The 18,425-nt window shown below is 28.6% G+C and carries 16 protein-coding genes, 1 pseudogene and 1 riboswitch; of the genes and pseudogenes, 10 read left to right on the top strand and 7 right to left on the bottom strand.

All coding sequences use genetic code 11. From position 1 onward, the window contains the following. Positions 1 to 49 precede the first annotated feature (49 nt). From polA to motB, 4 genes are read left to right on the top strand one after another with little or no spacing between them, the layout of a single operon-like run. Positions 50 to 2,656, top strand: a complete 2,607-nt coding sequence (gene polA, locus AVBRAN9333_RS06945; RefSeq protein WP_336609674.1) for a DNA polymerase I — start codon at positions 50 to 52, stop codon at positions 2,654 to 2,656. 11 nt (positions 2,657 to 2,667) lie between these two features. Next, positions 2,668 to 3,810 carry a GGDEF domain-containing protein gene (locus AVBRAN9333_RS06940; protein ID WP_336609673.1) on the top strand — a complete coding sequence of 381 codons (1,143 nt, stop codon included), beginning with the start codon at positions 2,668 to 2,670 and terminating at the stop codon, positions 3,808 to 3,810. Between the two features lie 35 nt (positions 3,811 to 3,845). After that, positions 3,846 to 4,619 (top strand): flagellar motor stator protein MotA, encoded by a 774-nt coding sequence (motA, locus tag AVBRAN9333_RS06935; protein WP_214118320.1) that lies wholly within the window; start codon positions 3,846 to 3,848, stop codon positions 4,617 to 4,619. A gap of 2 nt (positions 4,620 to 4,621) precedes the next feature. After that, positions 4,622 to 5,350 carry a flagellar motor protein MotB gene (motB, locus tag AVBRAN9333_RS06930; RefSeq protein ID WP_214150479.1) on the top strand — a complete coding sequence of 243 codons (729 nt, stop codon included), beginning with the start codon at positions 4,622 to 4,624 and terminating at the stop codon, positions 5,348 to 5,350. A gap of 282 nt (positions 5,351 to 5,632) precedes the next feature. On the opposite strand, the gene thiD is transcribed toward motB, so the two are convergent. From thiD to AVBRAN9333_RS06905, 5 genes are read right to left on the bottom strand one after another with little or no spacing between them, the layout of a single operon-like run. Continuing rightward, positions 5,633 to 6,397: a bifunctional hydroxymethylpyrimidine kinase/phosphomethylpyrimidine kinase gene (gene thiD, locus AVBRAN9333_RS06925; protein ID WP_336609672.1), complete on the bottom strand. Its 765-nt coding sequence runs from the start codon at positions 6,395 to 6,397 to the stop codon at positions 5,633 to 5,635. Continuing rightward, on the bottom strand, positions 6,366 to 6,920 hold the full coding sequence (locus AVBRAN9333_RS06920) for a hypothetical protein (RefSeq protein WP_336609671.1): 555 nt from the start codon (positions 6,918 to 6,920) through the stop codon (positions 6,366 to 6,368). Before AVBRAN9333_RS06920 ends, thiD begins: the two co-directional genes overlap by 32 nt. After that, a complete protein-coding gene (thiE, locus tag AVBRAN9333_RS06915) occupies positions 6,896 to 7,513 on the bottom strand; it encodes a thiamine phosphate synthase (RefSeq protein ID WP_336609670.1) in 618 nt (205 codons plus the stop codon). The genes AVBRAN9333_RS06920 and thiE overlap by 25 nt, the downstream gene beginning before the upstream one ends. After that, positions 7,497 to 8,276 carry a hydroxyethylthiazole kinase gene (thiM, locus tag AVBRAN9333_RS06910; protein ID WP_239802916.1) on the bottom strand — a complete coding sequence of 260 codons (780 nt, stop codon included), beginning with the start codon at positions 8,274 to 8,276 and terminating at the stop codon, positions 7,497 to 7,499. Before thiM ends, thiE begins: the two co-directional genes overlap by 17 nt. Further along, entirely contained in the window at positions 8,254 to 9,387 is a 1,134-nt protein-coding gene (locus AVBRAN9333_RS06905) for a cytosine permease (protein WP_336609669.1), read from the bottom strand. The genes thiM and AVBRAN9333_RS06905 overlap by 23 nt, the downstream gene beginning before the upstream one ends. Positions 9,388 to 9,428: 41 nt before the next feature. After that, positions 9,429 to 9,529, bottom strand: a riboswitch (TPP riboswitch). 216 nt (positions 9,530 to 9,745) lie between these two features. Here AVBRAN9333_RS06905 and AVBRAN9333_RS06900 point away from each other — a divergent pair. The 5 genes and pseudogenes from AVBRAN9333_RS06900 to AVBRAN9333_RS06880 all read left to right on the top strand — a co-directional run. Further along, a pseudogene (locus AVBRAN9333_RS06900) lies at positions 9,746 to 10,522 on the top strand (putative hydro-lyase); the annotation flags it as partial. 30 nt (positions 10,523 to 10,552) lie between these two features. Further along, on the top strand, positions 10,553 to 11,212 hold the full coding sequence (gene pxpB, locus AVBRAN9333_RS06895) for a 5-oxoprolinase subunit PxpB (RefSeq protein WP_214120413.1): 660 nt from the start codon (positions 10,553 to 10,555) through the stop codon (positions 11,210 to 11,212). After that, positions 11,209 to 12,132, top strand: a complete 924-nt coding sequence (locus AVBRAN9333_RS06890) for a biotin-dependent carboxyltransferase family protein (protein ID WP_214120412.1) — start codon at positions 11,209 to 11,211, stop codon at positions 12,130 to 12,132. The genes pxpB and AVBRAN9333_RS06890 overlap by 4 nt, the downstream gene beginning before the upstream one ends. Further along, positions 12,122 to 12,859, top strand: a complete 738-nt coding sequence (locus AVBRAN9333_RS06885; RefSeq protein ID WP_336609668.1) for a 5-oxoprolinase subunit PxpA — start codon at positions 12,122 to 12,124, stop codon at positions 12,857 to 12,859. Before AVBRAN9333_RS06890 ends, AVBRAN9333_RS06885 begins: the two co-directional genes overlap by 11 nt. Continuing rightward, the gene (locus AVBRAN9333_RS06880) at positions 12,859 to 14,031 is read left to right on the top strand and encodes an NRAMP family divalent metal transporter (protein WP_214118343.1); all 1,173 of its coding nucleotides are present in this window, start codon (positions 12,859 to 12,861) and stop codon (positions 14,029 to 14,031) included. The genes AVBRAN9333_RS06885 and AVBRAN9333_RS06880 overlap by 1 nt, the downstream gene beginning before the upstream one ends. Before the next feature lie 50 nt (positions 14,032 to 14,081). On the opposite strand, the gene AVBRAN9333_RS06875 is transcribed toward AVBRAN9333_RS06880, so the two are convergent. Next, positions 14,082 to 15,059 (bottom strand): catalase, encoded by a 978-nt coding sequence (locus AVBRAN9333_RS06875; RefSeq protein ID WP_214118345.1) that lies wholly within the window; start codon positions 15,057 to 15,059, stop codon positions 14,082 to 14,084. Between the two features lie 76 nt (positions 15,060 to 15,135). Next, on the bottom strand, positions 15,136 to 15,954 hold the full coding sequence (gene ppsR, locus AVBRAN9333_RS06870; RefSeq protein ID WP_214120410.1) for a posphoenolpyruvate synthetase regulatory kinase/phosphorylase PpsR: 819 nt from the start codon (positions 15,952 to 15,954) through the stop codon (positions 15,136 to 15,138). Positions 15,955 to 16,009: 55 nt separating this feature from the next. Here ppsR and ppsA point away from each other — a divergent pair, with 55 nt between their 5' ends. After that, a complete protein-coding gene (ppsA, locus tag AVBRAN9333_RS06865; RefSeq protein ID WP_336609667.1) occupies positions 16,010 to 18,370 on the top strand; it encodes a phosphoenolpyruvate synthase in 2,361 nt (786 codons plus the stop codon). Positions 18,371 to 18,425 lie beyond the last annotated feature (55 nt).

Below are 18,425 nucleotides of genomic sequence, written 5' to 3'. Positions count from 1 at the left end.
TATTAATTATTCTTTTGATAACATAAAGGCAAAATCAAAGGTAGAAAATATGAAAAAAATAATAGTAGTAGATACTTTAAATGTGCTATTTCGCTCTTATTATGCGATGAGGAATTTAAAAAGTGCAAAAGATGAAAAACCAATAGGAATGATATTTGGTTTATTAAATTTTATGTTAAAAATTGTTGAAGAAATTGAATGTGATTATGTAGTTTTTGCACTTGATAGCTCTGGCGGGTCATTTAGAAAAGAGCTTTTGCCTGATTATAAGGCTAATAGAAAAGAATTAGAGCCTGAATTAAAAGAGCAAATTCCAGTATGTATCGAGCTTATTAAAAAATCAGGATTTTTATCAATAGAAATTCCTAATTATGAAGCTGATGATATTATTGCTAGTGTTAGTAAGTTTGCTAAGCAACAAGGCTTATTTACTAGCATTTATTCAACCGATAAAGACCTTTATCAATTGCTTGATGATAATAATACTGAGCTAATTGGTAAGAATTATGAGATTATAAATGAGTTAGCTTGTATTGAGAAATTTGGAGTTAAGCCTTATCAAATGCTTGATTATTTAACCTTAGTAGGCGATAGTGCTGATAATTTTAAAGGTATTCCTGGTATTGGACCAGTTGCTGCTAAAAAACTATTAAACGAATACGATAGCCTTGATAATGTATATAAAAATCTAAATATATTAGGCAATAAAAGTTCTCAAAAAAAATTATCCGAACATAAAGATGATGCAGTTTTATCTAAAAAATTAGCAAAATTAGTTGATGATTTGCCTTTAGGAGATTTTCTAAGCAAGGCTAGTAAGCCAAGTATTAATATATTTAATAATATTGAAGATGAATTAAGAGAATTTGAATTATTTAAATTCTTAAAATTTATAGATAAACAAAACGAGATAAAAGAAGAAAAACAAGTAAGCTTAAAATATACAAAAACCTTATTAGATGATAAAGAAGAATTATTTAAGATTATAGACAATTTAGGCGATGAGGTTGGGTTTGATACCGAAACAACAGGGCTTAATTATGATGATAAGATAGTTGGATTTTCGTTTTGCAATCAAGATAAAAGCTATTATGTTCCAATACTACATAAAAATGCAAAAAATATTGCTAAAGAAGATGCAATAAAAGCTATAAATAAGATATTTGAAAAAGTAATAATAGGTCATAATTTAAAATTTGATTTAAAAATGCTGAAAAATGACTTAGGTATTTCGTATCCAAAGAAATTTAAAGATAGTATGATAGCTGCTTGGCTACTTGATTCAAGTTCTAAATACTCACTTGATTATCTTGCTAAGGAGTATTTTGATTATACTTGTTTAGCTTATGAAGAAGTAGTTAAAAAGGGCGAAAATTTTAGCGATATTAATACCAAATTAGCTTGTGAATATGCAAGTGAAGATGCGTTTATAGCTAAAGCAATTTATGAACACGCTTTTAAAAACTTAGATGATGAACGCAAAAAAGAATTTGATTTTGAATGTGAGTTTATTAAAGTTTTAATTTCTTTAGAAAATAATGGAATTACACTAAATAAAGAAAAATTATTAAATCTTCAAAATATATTAGAGCTTAATTTAAAAGAATTAGAAAATCAGATATTTAATATGGTTGGCTTAAGCTTTAATTTAAATTCTCCAAAGCAACTTAAAGAGATTTTATATGATAAATTAAAACTACCTGATAATCATAAAGGCTCAACCAATGAAGCAGCCTTACAAAGCATAGAGCATCCTATTGCTGAATTGATTTTAGAATATAGAACCGCTAGCAAAGTCCTTAGCACTTATGTTTTACCATTGCTTGAGTTAAATGTAGATAATCAAGAGAATTTCAAAGTGCGTTCAAACTTTTTACAAACAGGCACAGCAACAGGAAGACTTAGCTCAAACAATCCAAATCTACAAAATATCCCTGCTAGAAGCAAATACGCAAGTTATTTAAAAGAAGCTTTTATCCCGCAAACTGGTTATTCATTTATTAGTCTTGATTATTCTCAAATTGAGCTTAGAATGTTGGCTCATTTTAGCCAAGATGAAAATTTATTAAAAGCATTTTTATTTGATGAAGACATTCATACAAGAACTGCTATTGAGATTTTTGGCACGAGCGATAAAGATAAAAGAAATTATGCAAAAAGCATAAATTTTGGTCTAATTTATGGAATGGGTGCTAGAAGACTTAGTGAAGAGTTAAAAATACCATATAGTGATGCTAGTGATTATATTAAAAAATATTTTGCTTCTTTTAGTTTGATTAAAGAATATTTTGAAAATACAAAAAAACAAACAAAAGATTTAGGTTATATCAAAACGCTTTTAGGTAGGAAAAGATTTTTCAAATATACAAATGATATTAAGATAAATAATGCAAACGATAGAGAATGTATAAATAGCATTTTGCAAGGTTCGGCAGCAGATTTAATTAAATTAGCTATGATTAAGATTTATCCATATTTGAGTGAAAATGCAAAATTGATATTGCAAATTCACGATGAGTTAATTTTTGAAGTAAAAGATGAATATGTATTGGAATTTTCAAAAATAGCTCAAAATATAATGGAAAATGCTTATGGTTTAAAAGTTAAACTAAAAACGAGTTTGAGTGTTGGGAAAAGTTGGGATAAATTAAAATAAAGGGAAAGGTTATGGAAATAATATTTGCTTGGAATAAAGACTATGAAACAAATATTGATAATGTTGATAAGCAGCATTATTATTTAGTGCAATTAATCAATGAACTAGCTTTAAAATTAAGCGAAAAGAATTTAAATAAAAATGAGTTAGATGAAGCTTTTAATGGTATTTTAAACTATGCTAAAGAGCATTTTTCAGAAGAAGAAACGCTAATGCAAAATGTAAATATTTTTAGTGATTTTTTTCAAGAGCATAAATTAAGTCATAAAATGTTTATAGAACAAACTAAGCAATTATATGATGATGTTGGAGATGGCACTAATAAAGAAGCTGTTAAGAGTTTGTTAGAGTTTTTGATTTCTTGGCTTGCTTTTCATATTTTAGGGATTGACCAAAATATGGCAAAACAAATAGAATTAATTAATCAAGGTCTTGAAGCTAAAGAAGCTTATGAGATAGTAGTTCAAAATGAAAATAAGCAAACAGCACCTTTAGTAAAAGCTCTTAGTAATCTTTTAAATGTTGTAGTTAAGAAAAATAGTGAATTATTAGAACTTAAAAGAAATCTTGAATTAAAAGTGAAAGAGAAAACAAGAGAATTAGCAGCAACAAATCAAACTTTAAGAAGTATAGCTTTAACAGATGTATTAACAAATTTGCCAAATAGAAGACATTTATTTGAAGTTTTAGAAGTTATTTTAAATGAAGCTAAAGAAAATTCATTAATTACAAGTGGTTTAATGATTGATTTAGATAATTTTAAAGAAGTAAATGACACTTATGGACACGAAATGGGCGATAAGGTATTAAGAGAGTTTTCGCAAACAATCAAAGAAACTATTAGAACTGATGATGTTTTAGCAAGACTTGGTGGAGATGAGTTTTTTGTTTTACTACCAAATACAGATATTGATGGTGCTATGTTATTAGCAAAAACACTTTTAAATGTTACTAGAAGTTTAAATATTCAAGTAGGAAATAAGCTAGATGATAGATGGAAAAGTAGTATTAGTATAGGAGTGGCTACAATTTTACCTACTACTATTACAAATTCTAATGATTTTATGAAAAAAACCGATTTAGCAGTGTATGCTGCTAAAAATGCTGGCAAAAATTGCATAAAAGTATATAATGAAGAAATTTTAACTAAATGAATGTAATATTTTAAGATTTAAATAAAGGAAAAAATGTGGATTTAACAACGGTCTTAGGAATGGTTTTAGCTCTTACATCTATTTGCGTAGGGGATATTTTAGAAGGTGGTAACCCATTACACCTTATTCATATTTCATCGGTTTTAATCGTTTTACCAACAGCATTTTTCTCTACTATGGTTGGAACGAATAAATATTTTATAAAAGGAGCTTTTAAAGAGCTTAAAATAGTTTTTAAAGGTAGTGGGGTTAATTTTCAAGCAAGAACCGATCAGCTAATAGAATTTGCTTCTATTGCTAGAAAAGATGGGCTTTTAGCACTTGAACCAAAAGTAGCTGAAATAGATAATCACTACTTAAAATCAGCAATGATGATGATGGTTGATGGTAAAGATGTTGAAGAGATAAAAGAAAGTATGGAGCTTGATATTTCTCATTCAGAAACTTATTATGATGAGTGTAGGGAATTCTTTTGTCGTGTAGGTGAGTCTTGTCCTACATTCGGACTTGTTGGAGCGGTGTGCGGTCTTATGTTAGCACTTCAATTACTTGATAATCCGCAAGCAATGGCGATGGGTATTGCGGGTGCATTTACGGCTACGGTTACAGGGATTTATTGTTGTTATGGAGTGTTTGTGCCTTGGGGAAACAAAATCAAAGGTAACGGACATGATTTAATAGTAGAAAAAGAGCTTATGATGGCTGGGGTAGTTGGTATAGCAGAAGGTGCAAATCCAAGAGATTTAGAGCAAAAGCTATTTTTATATTTCCCACATGGTTTAGTACCTAAATCACAATTTGGTGAATAATAATGTCTAAGAAAAAAAAGTGCCCACCAATACCAGCATGCGAGAAATGGGCTGTTCCTTTAGCAGACTTTTTCTCATTATTACTAGCGTTATTTATCGCACTTTACGCTATTGCTTCGGTAAATACTGATAAAGCAAAGGCTTTAACTAAAGAATTTGTAAAGATTTTTGATTTTCCAAGCACGCAGGTGGTAGAAAAAGAGAGTAAAACAGATGGCAAACATAGCCCATCAAATAACGAAGAATCTCGTGCTTTACAAGCTCAAAATATAAATCAGCAAGAAAGTATAGAAAAACTAAAAGCTATTTTAGATCAAAGAGAAAACCAATTTTATATGGAACTTCCTTCAATATTGTTATTTAATAAAGATGAAACTAGAGTTGCAAATAGTGATGATATTTTATATCTTAAAAGAATTAAAATGATTATGCAAGGCTTAGGAGATGGGGTTCAGCTTGAAATTCGTGGATTTAGCGATAATGATGATAGTTATTTAACAAGTTTTGATTTAGCGACTGCAAGAGCTAGAGAAGTCCTTGAGATACTTATTAAAAGCGGGGTTGATTCATCAAAACTTAGTATCAAAAGCTATGGAGCAAACAATCCTAGATTTGATAATAATAGTTTAGAATCTATCAAAAATAATAGAGTTGAATTATATTTTAAAACTGATATAAACGATATAAAATCTCAAAAAACAATACTTGATGCAGTAGAAAAAGTTAAATAATTTTATATGTATTTAAAGTTTTAAGGAATTTCAAATTCTTTTAAAGCTTTAAATATTATATTTTTACTACTTTTATATTTTATAAATTAATAATAAAAACCTTATACTTATTTTACATATAATTAATTGTGTAATTTTGTAATAATTTTAGTTAAGTTTTTTATATTTTTACTTTTCTTCACATTTTTTTTCACACTACAATTTCAAAAAGTAGAAAAAATGAGACCAGAAGAGTTAAGAGCTTTAATTTCAAAAAATATATTTTAAAATTAAAGCTTAAAACTATAATGCTACAAAATGATTTAATAATTTTACTTTGTAATTAAAATTAAAGCTATTTTTTAAAGCATTACTTACATAATCTTTTGCATTTTTACAAGCTGTTTTAATATCTTCGTTTAAAGCTAAATTACAAGCAATTGCAGAGCTTAGAGTGCAACCCGTGCCGTGAGTTACAATATTTTTTATTTTTTCGCCTTTAAAAATAGTAATTTCACCATTTTCGCTTAAAAAATCACTTGCTTTTAAATGTCCACCTTTTAACAAAACCTTACAATTTAGAGTTTTTTCTAGACTTTTTGCTGCATTTATTGCATCTTTTTCATTTGTGATTTTTTCGCCTAACAAAACTTCAGCTTCATATAAATTTGGAGTAATCAAATAAACATTTTTTGCAAAATCTTTTATAGCATTAATCGCCCTTTCATCAAGCAATCTTGCACCACTTGTAGATACCATTACTGGATCTAATACGATTTTACTATATCCATTTAGAGTATTTTTAACACAATTTATAATTTCTTCATCATAAAGCATTCCGATTTTTACAAAATCTATTTCGCATTCATCAAAACAAGCTTTTATTTGAGCTTTTATAAAATCTGTATCAACCCTTAAAACGCCAAAAACCCCGCTAGTATTTTGAGCAGTTAAGGCTGTAATTACACTCATTGCATACATTTTATGAGCTTGAATTGTCTTTATATCAGCTTGCAACCCAGCCCCACCAGATGGGTCACTTCCAGCTATACTTAATATCTTTTTCATTTAATTCTCCTATGTTTTTAATATTTATTGTTGCATTTTCGCAATTGATTCCAACGCTAAAAATGTCGTTTTTATTAGCTAAATCAATTATTTTAAAGCTATCATCAATTAAAATAAATTTATTAGTATTTAGCTTATTCATACAAGTTTTTAAAGCTATTTGAGTAGTTTTTAAATATTTTCTTTCATCTTGAATGAAAACAAATTCATCTAAAATATCAAATCTTTTTAAAACAAGTTTTGCAAATGGACTAGCTGTATAAATACACTTTTTATAAGCTCTAAATTTGGCTAAAAACTCATTTACACCTATACATAAATTAGCTTCTTTGCTATAAAAATCAATGCAAGTTTTAATGATTTTTTTACTTAATTTAGTTTTGTTTAATTCATCAATTTTTTTAAGCCCATCATAAAAACTTAAATCATCTAAATTATATCCATTAGCTAATTCTTGCCAAAAGCCAACGCTATTGATGATTACGCCATCAAGGTCAATTATAAAAGAGAAATCTTTTTCCATAATTTTTCGCAATTTGCTTTATAATTTTGATTTTCATAAATCGCACTTATACAAGCTATATTTTTTATTTTAAATTCTTTTAAATTGTCTATATTTTGATAATTTAATCCTCCTATTGCCACTTTAGGAATGTTTATTTCTTGCACTATTTTTATTAGGTCATTTTTGCTTAGTATTTTTGCATCTTTTTTAGTATTGCTCTCATAAATTGCTCCAATGCCTAGATAATTCGCTCCTAATTGTAAGCCTTTTAACGCTTCTTCATAATTACTTGCACTTATTCCTAAAAACATATTTTTTGGTATTTTTAGATTTTTGTTTATATCGCTTTGTCCTAGATGAATACCATCAGCATTTAGCTTAATTGCAAGGTCTAAATCATCGTTTATTATTAAAGCTACTTTTTTTATTTCACAAAGATTTTTTAATTTTAAAAGTGTATTAAGGCTATAATTATTCGCTTTATTTCTTACTTGAAAGCAAGTTACATGATTTGCAAATAAAATCTCACAAATATCTAATAATTCATCTTCTTTAGTGTATATATCATCACTAATTGCATAAAATCTTAAAATTTCATCTAAGTTTTTCAATTTTTATCCTTTCTTTTATGGTAGTTCCATCAATTTTGCTTAACTCATCAATTAAGTGCATTTTAAACGACATAGTGCCATTTGCTTTAGTTTCGGCTATTTCAGCACTTATGTTAAATGCACTTATACCTGTGATTACAGAATTTAATTTATCATCATTTGCCCCTACAAAAACGGCTAAGATATTGCCTAGCATACAACCTGCACCTGTGATTTTTGTTTGCATTGCCGAACCATTGCTTAGCATAAAAACATTTGTTTTATTGATGATAAAATCATTTTTACCTGTGATTACCAAAATAGTTTTATGTTTTTTAGCAAAATCAATGTATTTTTCTAAATCATTTTGATTTATTTCATCACTACTATCGCAGCCACTTGTATTTAATGTCTTATTTACTAGATAATTTATCTCGCTTGCATTGCCTTTAATTACACAAAATTTTATATTTTGCATTAAATATTTACATAAATTATTTCTTGCATTACTAACTCCTGCTGCAACGGGGTCAAAAACAATAGGAATATTTAATTCATTTGCCTTTAAGGCTGCGTTTTTATGGGCTTTTATTAGATTTTCGTTTAACTGCCCGATATTTAGCAAAACCGCATTACTAATTGTAACAATTTCGCCAACTTCTTCATAAAAATCTCCCATAATAGGTGAGCCACCAACAGCTAAAATAGCGTTAGCTGAGTCATTTATCGTTACATAATTTGTAATACTTTCTACTAAAGTTTTATGATTTCTTGTTTTTTGCATAATGTTTTGATACATATTCTCCTCCTAAGGTTAAAATTAAAATGATTAAAAAAGTTAAAATTGATGCTAAAAAATCAAAATAAATCAGTATTTGATAAATTAAAAATCCAATAAACCAAATTAAAAAATTTAATTTAGCTGAATTTTTTAGTTTAAAACAATATACACATACCATAACCGATGCCATAGGTAAAAATACTGAACTTAATGTATATAAAAAATTTTCATATAAAGAAAAAGGTATAAAAATAGCTATTAATAAAGCGATAAAGATTATTAATAAAATTGTAATTTTATTACCAAATTTATTATTTATATTTTTAATACTTTCATTAGCTGAAAAAATGTCTAAATATGTTGTTGTTATTGTTGAAAAAATAATCAAAAATATTATTAACATTGATAATTTTAAAGTGATTAAAAAACTAGAAAGGTCGCTATAGTATTTCATGGTTAAATATCCAATTATATACATAAGTGAACTTCCTAGAAAATACGCGACTGAAGCTACTAAACTATCTTTTATTGGATTTTTAAAATATTTTGTATAATCACCAACTAATGCAAGCCAAGAAATTGGCATAGCAATACTTAGTTCAATAGCATTTATTAAGTTTATTTTATTAACTTCTATTTGGTTTAAATTAAGATTAATTAAGTTATAAAAAATATAAATTACTATCAAAAAAAGTATGCAAACTATAAAATTATTTATTAACATTAATAAATTTTGTTTTAAGAATAGCCATATTATTAAAAGTGATGATAACAAAATTGCTACTAAGTTAAAATTTGTATTTGGATATAGTCCATTTAGTAGTATTGCTGCGCTCATAATCATAACTGCACTCCAGCAAATTAAAGCTAGAAAATTGCAAAATGAAAAGAATATTTTGCCATTTTGTGAGTAAAAATATTTAAGACTACCCATAGCATTGCATTTTAGTTTAGTGCTAATATACATCATAGCAAAAAATAAAATTCCACCTAAAAAATGTCCAAAAAATATAGCAAATAAAGAATCACTTAAAATAAGACCTGAAAATAAACTACCGGCTTCAATTTCAGCTAGCGAAATACTAGCTCCAAGCCACAAGAAAAAATTACTCATACAACTCTCCATAAAATCAATTTATGGGAATGCTAAGAAAGGATTAAAAATTTGTATCTCCCTACGCTGGCATTACCCAAACAGGTTCAAAGGGTCAAGACTATTACGCCTACTCTCAGCTTTTGCTCCCCTAAAATCATTATTCTAATTAAAATTAGTTATGAAATAGATATATAAAATATTACAATAATTATTTGTTATATTGCAATAATTTCTTAATTTTTAATATAAATAATCAATATATTTAATACTTATTTTATATATAATTAATTGTGTAATTTTGTAACAATTTTAGTTAAGTTTTTTATATTTTTACTTTTCTTCACATTTTTTCACACTACAATTTCAAAAAGGAGAAAAAATGAGACCAGAAGAGTTAAGAGCTTTAATTTCTAAAAATGAATTCAATAAACCTACAGCAGGGGTTTGTAAAGGTTATGTTCAAGCTAATCTTGCGATTTTGCCTAAAAGTGATGCTTATGATTTTTTATTATTTTGTCAAAGAAACCCTAAACCTTGTCCTTTAATTGAAGTCTTAGACGCGGGAGAATATCTTACAAAAACAAGTGCAAATAATGCAGATATTAGAACTAGTATTCCTAAATATAGAATATATAAAAAAGGCGAATTAGTAGAAGAGACAAGCGATATTATTAATCATTTTAAAGATGATTATGTGAGTTTTTTAATAGGTTGTTCGTTTTCATTTGAAGCAGCTTTATTAAATCACAATATACCTTTAAGACATATTGATGAAGATCATAATGTGCCTATGTATATTACAAATATTGATTGTGCAAGTGCTGGTAAGTTTTATGGAAAAATGGTTGTTTCAATGCGACCAATTAAACATAAAGATTTAATCAAAGCTACAACCGCAACAGCTCTTTATCCTAGCGTGCATGGAGCACCTGTTCATATAGGAAATCCTAGTGTAATAGGTATTAAAGATATTAATAATCCTGATTTTGGAGACGCATCTACTATTTATCCTGATGAAGAATGTGTATTTTGGGCTTGTGGGGTAACTCCGCAAAGCATAGCACTTACTAGTAAGCCTGATATTATGATAACTCATTCTCCTGGATATATGTTTGTAACGGATAGAAAAGATAGCGAATATAGTGTGTTTTAGTATTAAAAAAAATAAATTTAAAGGATGATTATGTATAACAAATTTAAAATTACAAGCGAAACTTCATTGCTTTTATATCTTGAGCCTCCAATAAGCATAGAAAAACAACGCCTATGCTATGCACTTAATTTAGTAATTAAAGATATGCCTTATATAAAAGAAGTAGTGGTCGGAATGAATACTCTTTATGTCTTAACAAGTGATTTAAATTATAAAGATTTATTAGATTTACAAAGTAAATTAAATGAGTTAATTACTAGCACTAAACCACTAGAGCTATCAGGAAGATTGATTGAAATTCCTGTTGATTATGGTGGGGATTTAGGACTTGATTTAAAGGTAATTGCAAAGGCTAAAGGTATGAGTATGAGTGAGTTTGCTAAATTACACGCCGAGCCTATTTATGATGTTTATTTTATAGGTTTTCAACCAGGATTTGCATATTTGGGTGGATTAAATGAGATTTTACACACTCCAAGGCTTAGCACCCCAAGACTTAAAATTCCAGCAGGTTCGGTTGGTATAGGCGGAGCTCAAACAGGAATATATCCTTATCAAAGTCCAGGTGGATGGAATATCATAGGAAATACAAAGGCAAAATTATTTGATGTAAATAGCGAAAATCCGAGCCTTTTAAAAGCAGGTGATAGATTAAAATTTGTAATCAATAGCATTAAGGAGAGATTATGAAAATTACAAAAATATCATCAATTGCAACTATTCAAGATTTAGGTAGGTTTTCGTATAAAGGTTATGGGGTAAATGAGAGTGGGGCTTTAGATAAGTGGAGCTTTATGTTAGGTAATGCTTTATTAGGAAATGACTTAAATGCACCTGCAATTGAAGTGATTTTAGGTGGGATAGAAATATATTGTAATAAGGCAATGACTTTTTGTATCACAGGGGCAAATTATGAAGCATTCATAGATGAAAAGCCAATTCATAATAATTATAGAATTAGAATTGAAGCAGGAAAAACTCTTAGATTAATAAGAGCTATGTCAGGAATGTGTGCTTATATTTGTGCTTATGGTGGTTTTAGTGCTGATTTTGTTCTTAATTCAGCTTCTACAAATCTTAGCGCATCTTTTGGTGGATTTAATGGTAGAGCATTAAAAGTAGGCGATGAATTAAGCATAGGTTCAAGAATGAATTTATCTCAAATAGCAGTATCTAGGATAAAACCAAGAGATAAAATAAGAATAATTAAAGGTGCTGAATGGGAGCTTTTTAGTGATGAAGCAAAGCATAATTTATTAAATCAAGAATTTAATATATCAAGCTCAAGTAATAGAATGGGATATAGGCTAAATAGTGATTTTAAACTTAATTTAATCAATGAATTAAGCTTGCCATCTCACGGAGTTAGTGCAGGAACTATTCAAGTGCCAAGTAGTGGAGAGCCTATAGTTTTATTAAAAGACGCACAAACAACAGGCGGTTATCCAAAAATTGCTCAAGTAATTGAAGCTGATTTAGGGCTTTTTGCTCAAAGTAGAATTAATTCTAAGATTAGTTTTGAATTAGTAAGTATTGAAGAAGCTCTAATGGCAAAAAAAGAAAGAATTTCACATATAAATCAAATAAAGGAGTATGCAAGTGAGAATTGATTTTAATTCAGATTTAGCTGAAGGTATGCAAAATGATGATGAGATATTAGCTTTAATAAGCTCTGTTAATGTATGTTGTGGGCTTCACGCTGGTGGATATAAAGAAATATATAATACTTTAATTAAAGCTAAAGAATATAATTTAAGAATAGGAGCTCACCCAAGCTTTAATGATAGGGCAAATTTTGGAAGAACTAATGAGAATTTAAATAAAGAATTATTACAAGCACTACTTGCTTATCAATTTGGTGCGATTAAGCAAATGTGCGAATTAGTGGGGGTAAAATTAAGCTATGTTAAACCGCACGGAGCTTTATATAATATGGCTTGTGTTGATTTAGACTTAGCAAAAAATATTGCAATAGAAGTTGCAAAATTAGGCAAAGATATAGCATTAATGGGGCTTAGCAATTCTTGTTTAATTAGTGCAGCAAATGATGTAGGTATTAATAGTATTAGTGAAGTTTTTGCTGATAGAAGATATACAGATGATGGTTTATTAGTATCAAGAACTAAAGAAAATGCTTTAATTGAAAATGAAGATGAAGCAATAAATCAAGTATTAAATATGATAAAACATTCATATGTAATCAGTGAAAATGGTAAAAAAATTAATATAAAAGCTGATAGTTTATGCGTTCATGGAGATAGCAAAAAAGCACTTTTATTCGCACAAAAAATCAAAAAAACTTTAGAAGAAAACAATATAAGCATAAGGAGTAATTAATGAAAAATAATAAAGCTATATTAGGTGCTGCATTTTTAATGGCTACTTCAGCAGTTGGACCTGGATTTTTAACTCAAACTGCTAGCTTTACGCAAAGCTTAGGGGCTAGTTTTGCTTTTATTATTTTAATGTCGGTTTTAATGGATATTGGGGTTCAATTTAATGTATGGAGAATTATTGCAGTTAGTAAATTAAAAGCTCAAGATATTGCTAATAAGGTCTTTCCAGGTGTAGGATATTTATTATCATTTTTGATAATTTTAGGTGGACTTGCATTTAATATAGGTAATATTGCAGGTGCTGGACTTGGATTTGAGACTATTTTTGGGATAAATCCTATTTTAGGAGCTTGTATTAGTGCAGTAATTGCTATAGGTATTTTCATTAATAAAGACGCAGGTGCACATATGGATAGATTTGCTAAGATTTTAGGTGCTATATTAATACTTATAATAATTTATATTGTGTTTAAATCAAATCCACCTTTAAAAGAAGTAGCTATTGAGACATTTGCTCCATCAAAATTTGATGCTTTAAGCTTGGTTACTTTAATAGGCGGAACGGTTGGCGGATATATTACTTTTTCAGGTGCTCATCGCTTACTTGATGCGGGGATTTGTGGTGTTGAAAACCTAAAAGAAGTTAGTAAAAGTTCGGTTTCAGGAATAATTATAGCTAGTATTATTAGGGTATTTTTATTTTTAGCAGTTTTAGGGGTTATTTCTTTAGGCGTTAGTTTAAATCCTAACAATCCAGCTCTTACTCCTTTTGAATATATTTTGGGTAATTTTGGTAGTGTTGTTTTTGGTATTGTAATTTGGGCTGCTTCTATTACTTCAGTAGTTGGCTGTGCTTATACATCAGTTAGTTTTATATCAAGCTTTAGTCCTTGGCTTAAAAAGAATGAAAACAATATAATAATAGCCTTTATTATATTTTCTACTTTAGTATTTTCAACTATAGGAAAACCAACTGCAGTATTAATTTTGGTAGGGACTTTAAATGGTTTTATATTGCCTATTGCTTTATGTGTGATATTAATTGCAGCTTATAAGAAAAACATAGTAGGAGATTATAAACACTCTAAACTACTTGCTTTAATAGGTTGGTTAATTACCATTGCTATGGCGTATTTGTGCTATGTAACTTTAATGAAATATATAAACTCTTAAAATAATTAGAATTTGAAATTAATATTTCAAATTCTAAAACCCCCTTTAGCTTATTGTCTATAACCAAAAGTTATTACATAAGCTTCGTTTCTTGGTATAAAAAGTTCATCTTTTGGCTCATATACTCCTTTTGCCATATCCCAAGGAAAATATACATCAAGATTGCAATCTAAGCCATTATATTGTGTAAGTTGCAAAGTCCCTGCGAAAATTTGCTTGTGTTCTCCTTGCCATAAAGCATTTGTTGAATACAATTCATCATTTTCATTTGGTAATGTAAAAAATAATTCATATTCAATAGGAGCATTTTTTATTTTTTCTTGAAAATCTTTTGCTAAATAATCATTGCTTGTTGTTTTTATTTCTTCTTCGCTTAAAAATTTAACTCCATCTTTTGGTTTAAAAGTCCATCTAGCTGGAAATTTGTTATTGTTTTTATCATCAAAGAAAAAAGTATGAACGCTGTAAAATTGAGTATTAGCAACACTTTTTGAAAACCCTATATTTTTAGTATATTCTGCAAAATTTTTAAAAGATTGAACTTCGCTAAAAGCTTGTTTTATTTTTTCTTTATTTACATTACCATTTTCATCAGGTAATTGCATTTCGTGAAAATATCCAAATTCTTTTAGAGTTTTTGCAAAATTAATTGGATTGCTTAGCATTACCATAGTCCAATTATCATTATCTCCTTCTAGCTTAATAGCTAAACCCCTTGCTTTACTTTTATCATTTAATTCACCACCACCTAAAGAAACTCTTCCATTTACAGGTATGCTTTTTTGTTTAAATAGCTCAATGTTAAAATATTCATTAATATTACTATCTGGCTTAAAAACTCCACCTACGCAAAAACCCTTATGATGATTTGGTTTTTTGCTTTTATCTCCCATAACATTTAACTTTACAATAATATCTGCTAGTTTTTGAGCATCATATTCTTTTGCAGCAATTTCTTCATTTATATTGTTAGCATATAAACTAATTGAAAGAGTTGTTGCTACACTAATTTTTATAAGATTTTTCATTTTTATCTCCTTAATATAAATATAAAAAATCTTATAAGATAAATATTAATAATTAATAATTATTTTTAAGTAATAATTAATTATGTATGTCAAATATATCTAATAAAGTAGAAGTTACTTCTTCTATGCTTTTATTTGTGATATTTAAAAATGGGATATTGTTTATCTTCATTAAAAATTCCGCATTTTTTACTTCATTTTTACAATTAATTATACTTGCGTATTCAGAATTAGGCAGCCTTTCGTTGCGTATTTCACTTAGGCGATATGGGTCTATGCTAAGACCAAAAAGCTTGTTTTTATAAGGTTTTAAAGCATTAGGCAAAGCACAAGCCTTAAAATCATCAGGAGTTAGTGGATAATTAGCTACCTTAATTCCATATTGCATAGCAAGATAAAGGCTAGTTGGTGTTTTTGCTGATCTTGAAACCCCTATTAAAATTATTTGAGCATTATCAAGTGCGTAGATGAATTGCCCATCATCGTGTTCTAAAGTAAAATTAATAGCTTCTATTCTATTTTGATAATTTTTATTATGAGTGTTTGAGTGAGATAGACCTTGTTTTATGCTTGGTTTTACATTTAATTTATTTGAAATTAAGCTAACAAAAGGCTCTAATAAATCTATAAAAACACAATTAGAATTCTTAATATGATTAGCAATATTTACATTAATTAAAGTACTAAATGCTAGCGGAATATCGGTTTTTGCTAATTCATTAATTTTATTTGCAACCTTAATCGCCTTTTCTTCAGTATTTATAAAAGGTTCTCTAATTTGTGTGAAAACATATTCATCTTCAAATTGAGCTAATACCGAGTGAGCAAATGTTTCAGCGGTTATTCCTGTTCCATCACTTATAAAAAACACAATTTTTTTATTTAATTGTTTCATTTAAGTTATCCTTGCTTGTTAAAATAAAATAATTCTATCAAAAAGGAGTGTGAAAATGGAATATGTTTTAGCTTTTTCAAAACTTAGAATGAGCGATGTAGAAATAGTTGGTGGTAAAAATGCTAGTTTAGGCGAGATGATTTCAAATCTTGCTAGTAGTGGGGTTAGAGTGCCTGATGGTTTTGCAACTACAGCACAAGCTTTTAGAGATTTTTTAAAATACAATAATTTAGATGAAATAATTACTAATGAGTTAAAGAATTTAAATCCTGATGATTTAGATGCACTTGCTAAGTGTGGTGCAAAAATTAGAAGCTTAATAACTAAAGCTAATTTTCAGCCTTTATTTTTAGAGCAAATCATTAAGTTTTATAAAGAATTAGATAGCGATGGATTAGGCACTTTTGCTGTTCGTTCATCAGCTACCGCAGAAGACTTGCCTGATGCTTCTTTTGCTGGTCAGCAAGAAACTTTTTTGAATGTTAGTGAAATTGATGATATATTGGATAAAATCCGTTTGGTTTTTGCATCACTTTATAATGATAGGGCGATTTCTTATAGAGTGCATAAGGGTTTTTCACATTTTGAAGTATCGCTTAGTGCTGGTATTCAGCGTATGGTAAGAAGTGATAAAGGAAGTAGCGGGGTTATGTTTAGCCTTGATACTGAAAGTGGATTTAAAGATGTTGTATTTATCACTTCATCTTATGGATTAGGCGAATGTGTGGTTCAAGGCTCGGTGAATCCTGATGAGTTTTATGTATCAAAAACTTGCCTAAAAAACAATAATAAAGCAATAATCTCAAGAAAAATCGGCTCAAAGCTAATTAAAATGGAATTTAAAGAAGAAAGAAAAGCAGGAGAAAACGCCGTAAAAGTAGTAGATGTAGCTAAAAATATGCAAGATAAATTTAGCCTAAATGATGAGCAAATAAACGAACTTGCAAGATATGCTTTAATTATAGAAGAGCATTATAAAAGACCTATGGATATAGAATGGGGATTAGATGGATTAGATGGTAAGATTTATATACTTCAAGCAAGACCTGAAACCGTTCAATCTCAAAAGAAAAAAGATATAAGCTATAAATTAAAAGAAGAATCAAAAGTCCTAATAACAGGTAGAGCAATAGGACAAAAAATAAGCGTTGGGATAGTTAAGGTTATAAACGATATTAGCGAGATTTCTCGTGTAAATGCTGGAGATGTAATAGTTACTGATATGACCGATCCAAACTGGGAACCTGTTATGAAAAAAGCCGCAGCAATAGTTACAAATAGGGGTGGTAGGACTTGTCATGCAGCAATTATTGCAAGAGAGCTAGGAATTGGTGCAGTAGTTGGCACTAGTAATGCTACAACTATATTAAAAGATGGAGATTTAGTAAGCGTTAGTTGTGTTCATGGAGATGAAGGTAGGGTTTATGAAGGGGCATTAAAATACGAAGTAATTGAAAATGAAGAATTTGAAATGCAAAATTGCGGTGTAAAAATAATGATGAATGTGGGAAATCCTGCATTAGCATTCAAATTCGCACAAATGCCAAATGATGGTGTAGGACTTGCTAGACTTGAGTTTATTATAAATAATCACATAGGCATTCATCCCAATGCTATTTTAGATTACGACAATATAAATGATGATTTAAGAAATAAAATAAATGAAGCTAGTAAAGGCTATGCTAATGCAAGAGAATTTTTTGTATCAAAATTAGCCGAAGGTATAGCTACAATTGCAGCTGCTTTTTATCCTAAGCCTGTGATTATTAGACTTAGTGATTTTAAGACTAATGAATATAGAAAATTATTAGGCGGAGAATTTTACGAAATGCACGAAGAAAACCCCATGCTAGGATTTCGTGGTGCAAGTAGGTATTTAGCTCCTAGTTTTGCGGAATGCTTTAAGCTTGAATGTGAAGCTTTAAAAATAGCAAGAGATGAAATGGGGCTAAATAATATTGAAATTATGGTGCCTTTTGTAAGGACTTTATCACAAGCAAATTCAGTTATAAATCTATTAGCAAAAAATGGCTTAAAGCGTGGTGTAAATGGCTTAAGAGTGATTATGATGTGCGAAGTGCCTAGTAATGCTATTTTATGCGATGAGTTTTTAGAATATTTTGATGGTTTTAGTATAGGTAGCAATGATTTAACCCAGCTTACTTTAGGACTTGATAGAGATAGTGGAATGGATATTTTAGTGGCTGATTTTGATGAAAGAGATGAAGCGGTTTTATTTATGTTAGAAAGAGCAATTACAGCTTGTAAAAAAGCAAACAAATATGTAGGAATTTGTGGTCAAGGTCCAAGTGATCATATAGATTTAGCTGTTTGGCTAAAACAAAAAGGCATTAGCTCAATGTCACTTAATCCTGATAGCGTTATTAGCACTTCAAAACGCCTAGCTAGTATTTAAAAATAGTTAATTTACATTGCTAAAAATAAAAAAGCAATGTAAATTTATTTTTTTT

This window comes from Campylobacter sp. RM9333 (assembly GCF_020137705.1).
GTDB lineage: Bacteria > Campylobacterota > Campylobacteria > Campylobacterales > Campylobacteraceae > Campylobacter_E.
Note: the sequence above shows the minus strand (reverse complement) of the source record. Positions and strands in the feature narration are given on the sequence as shown.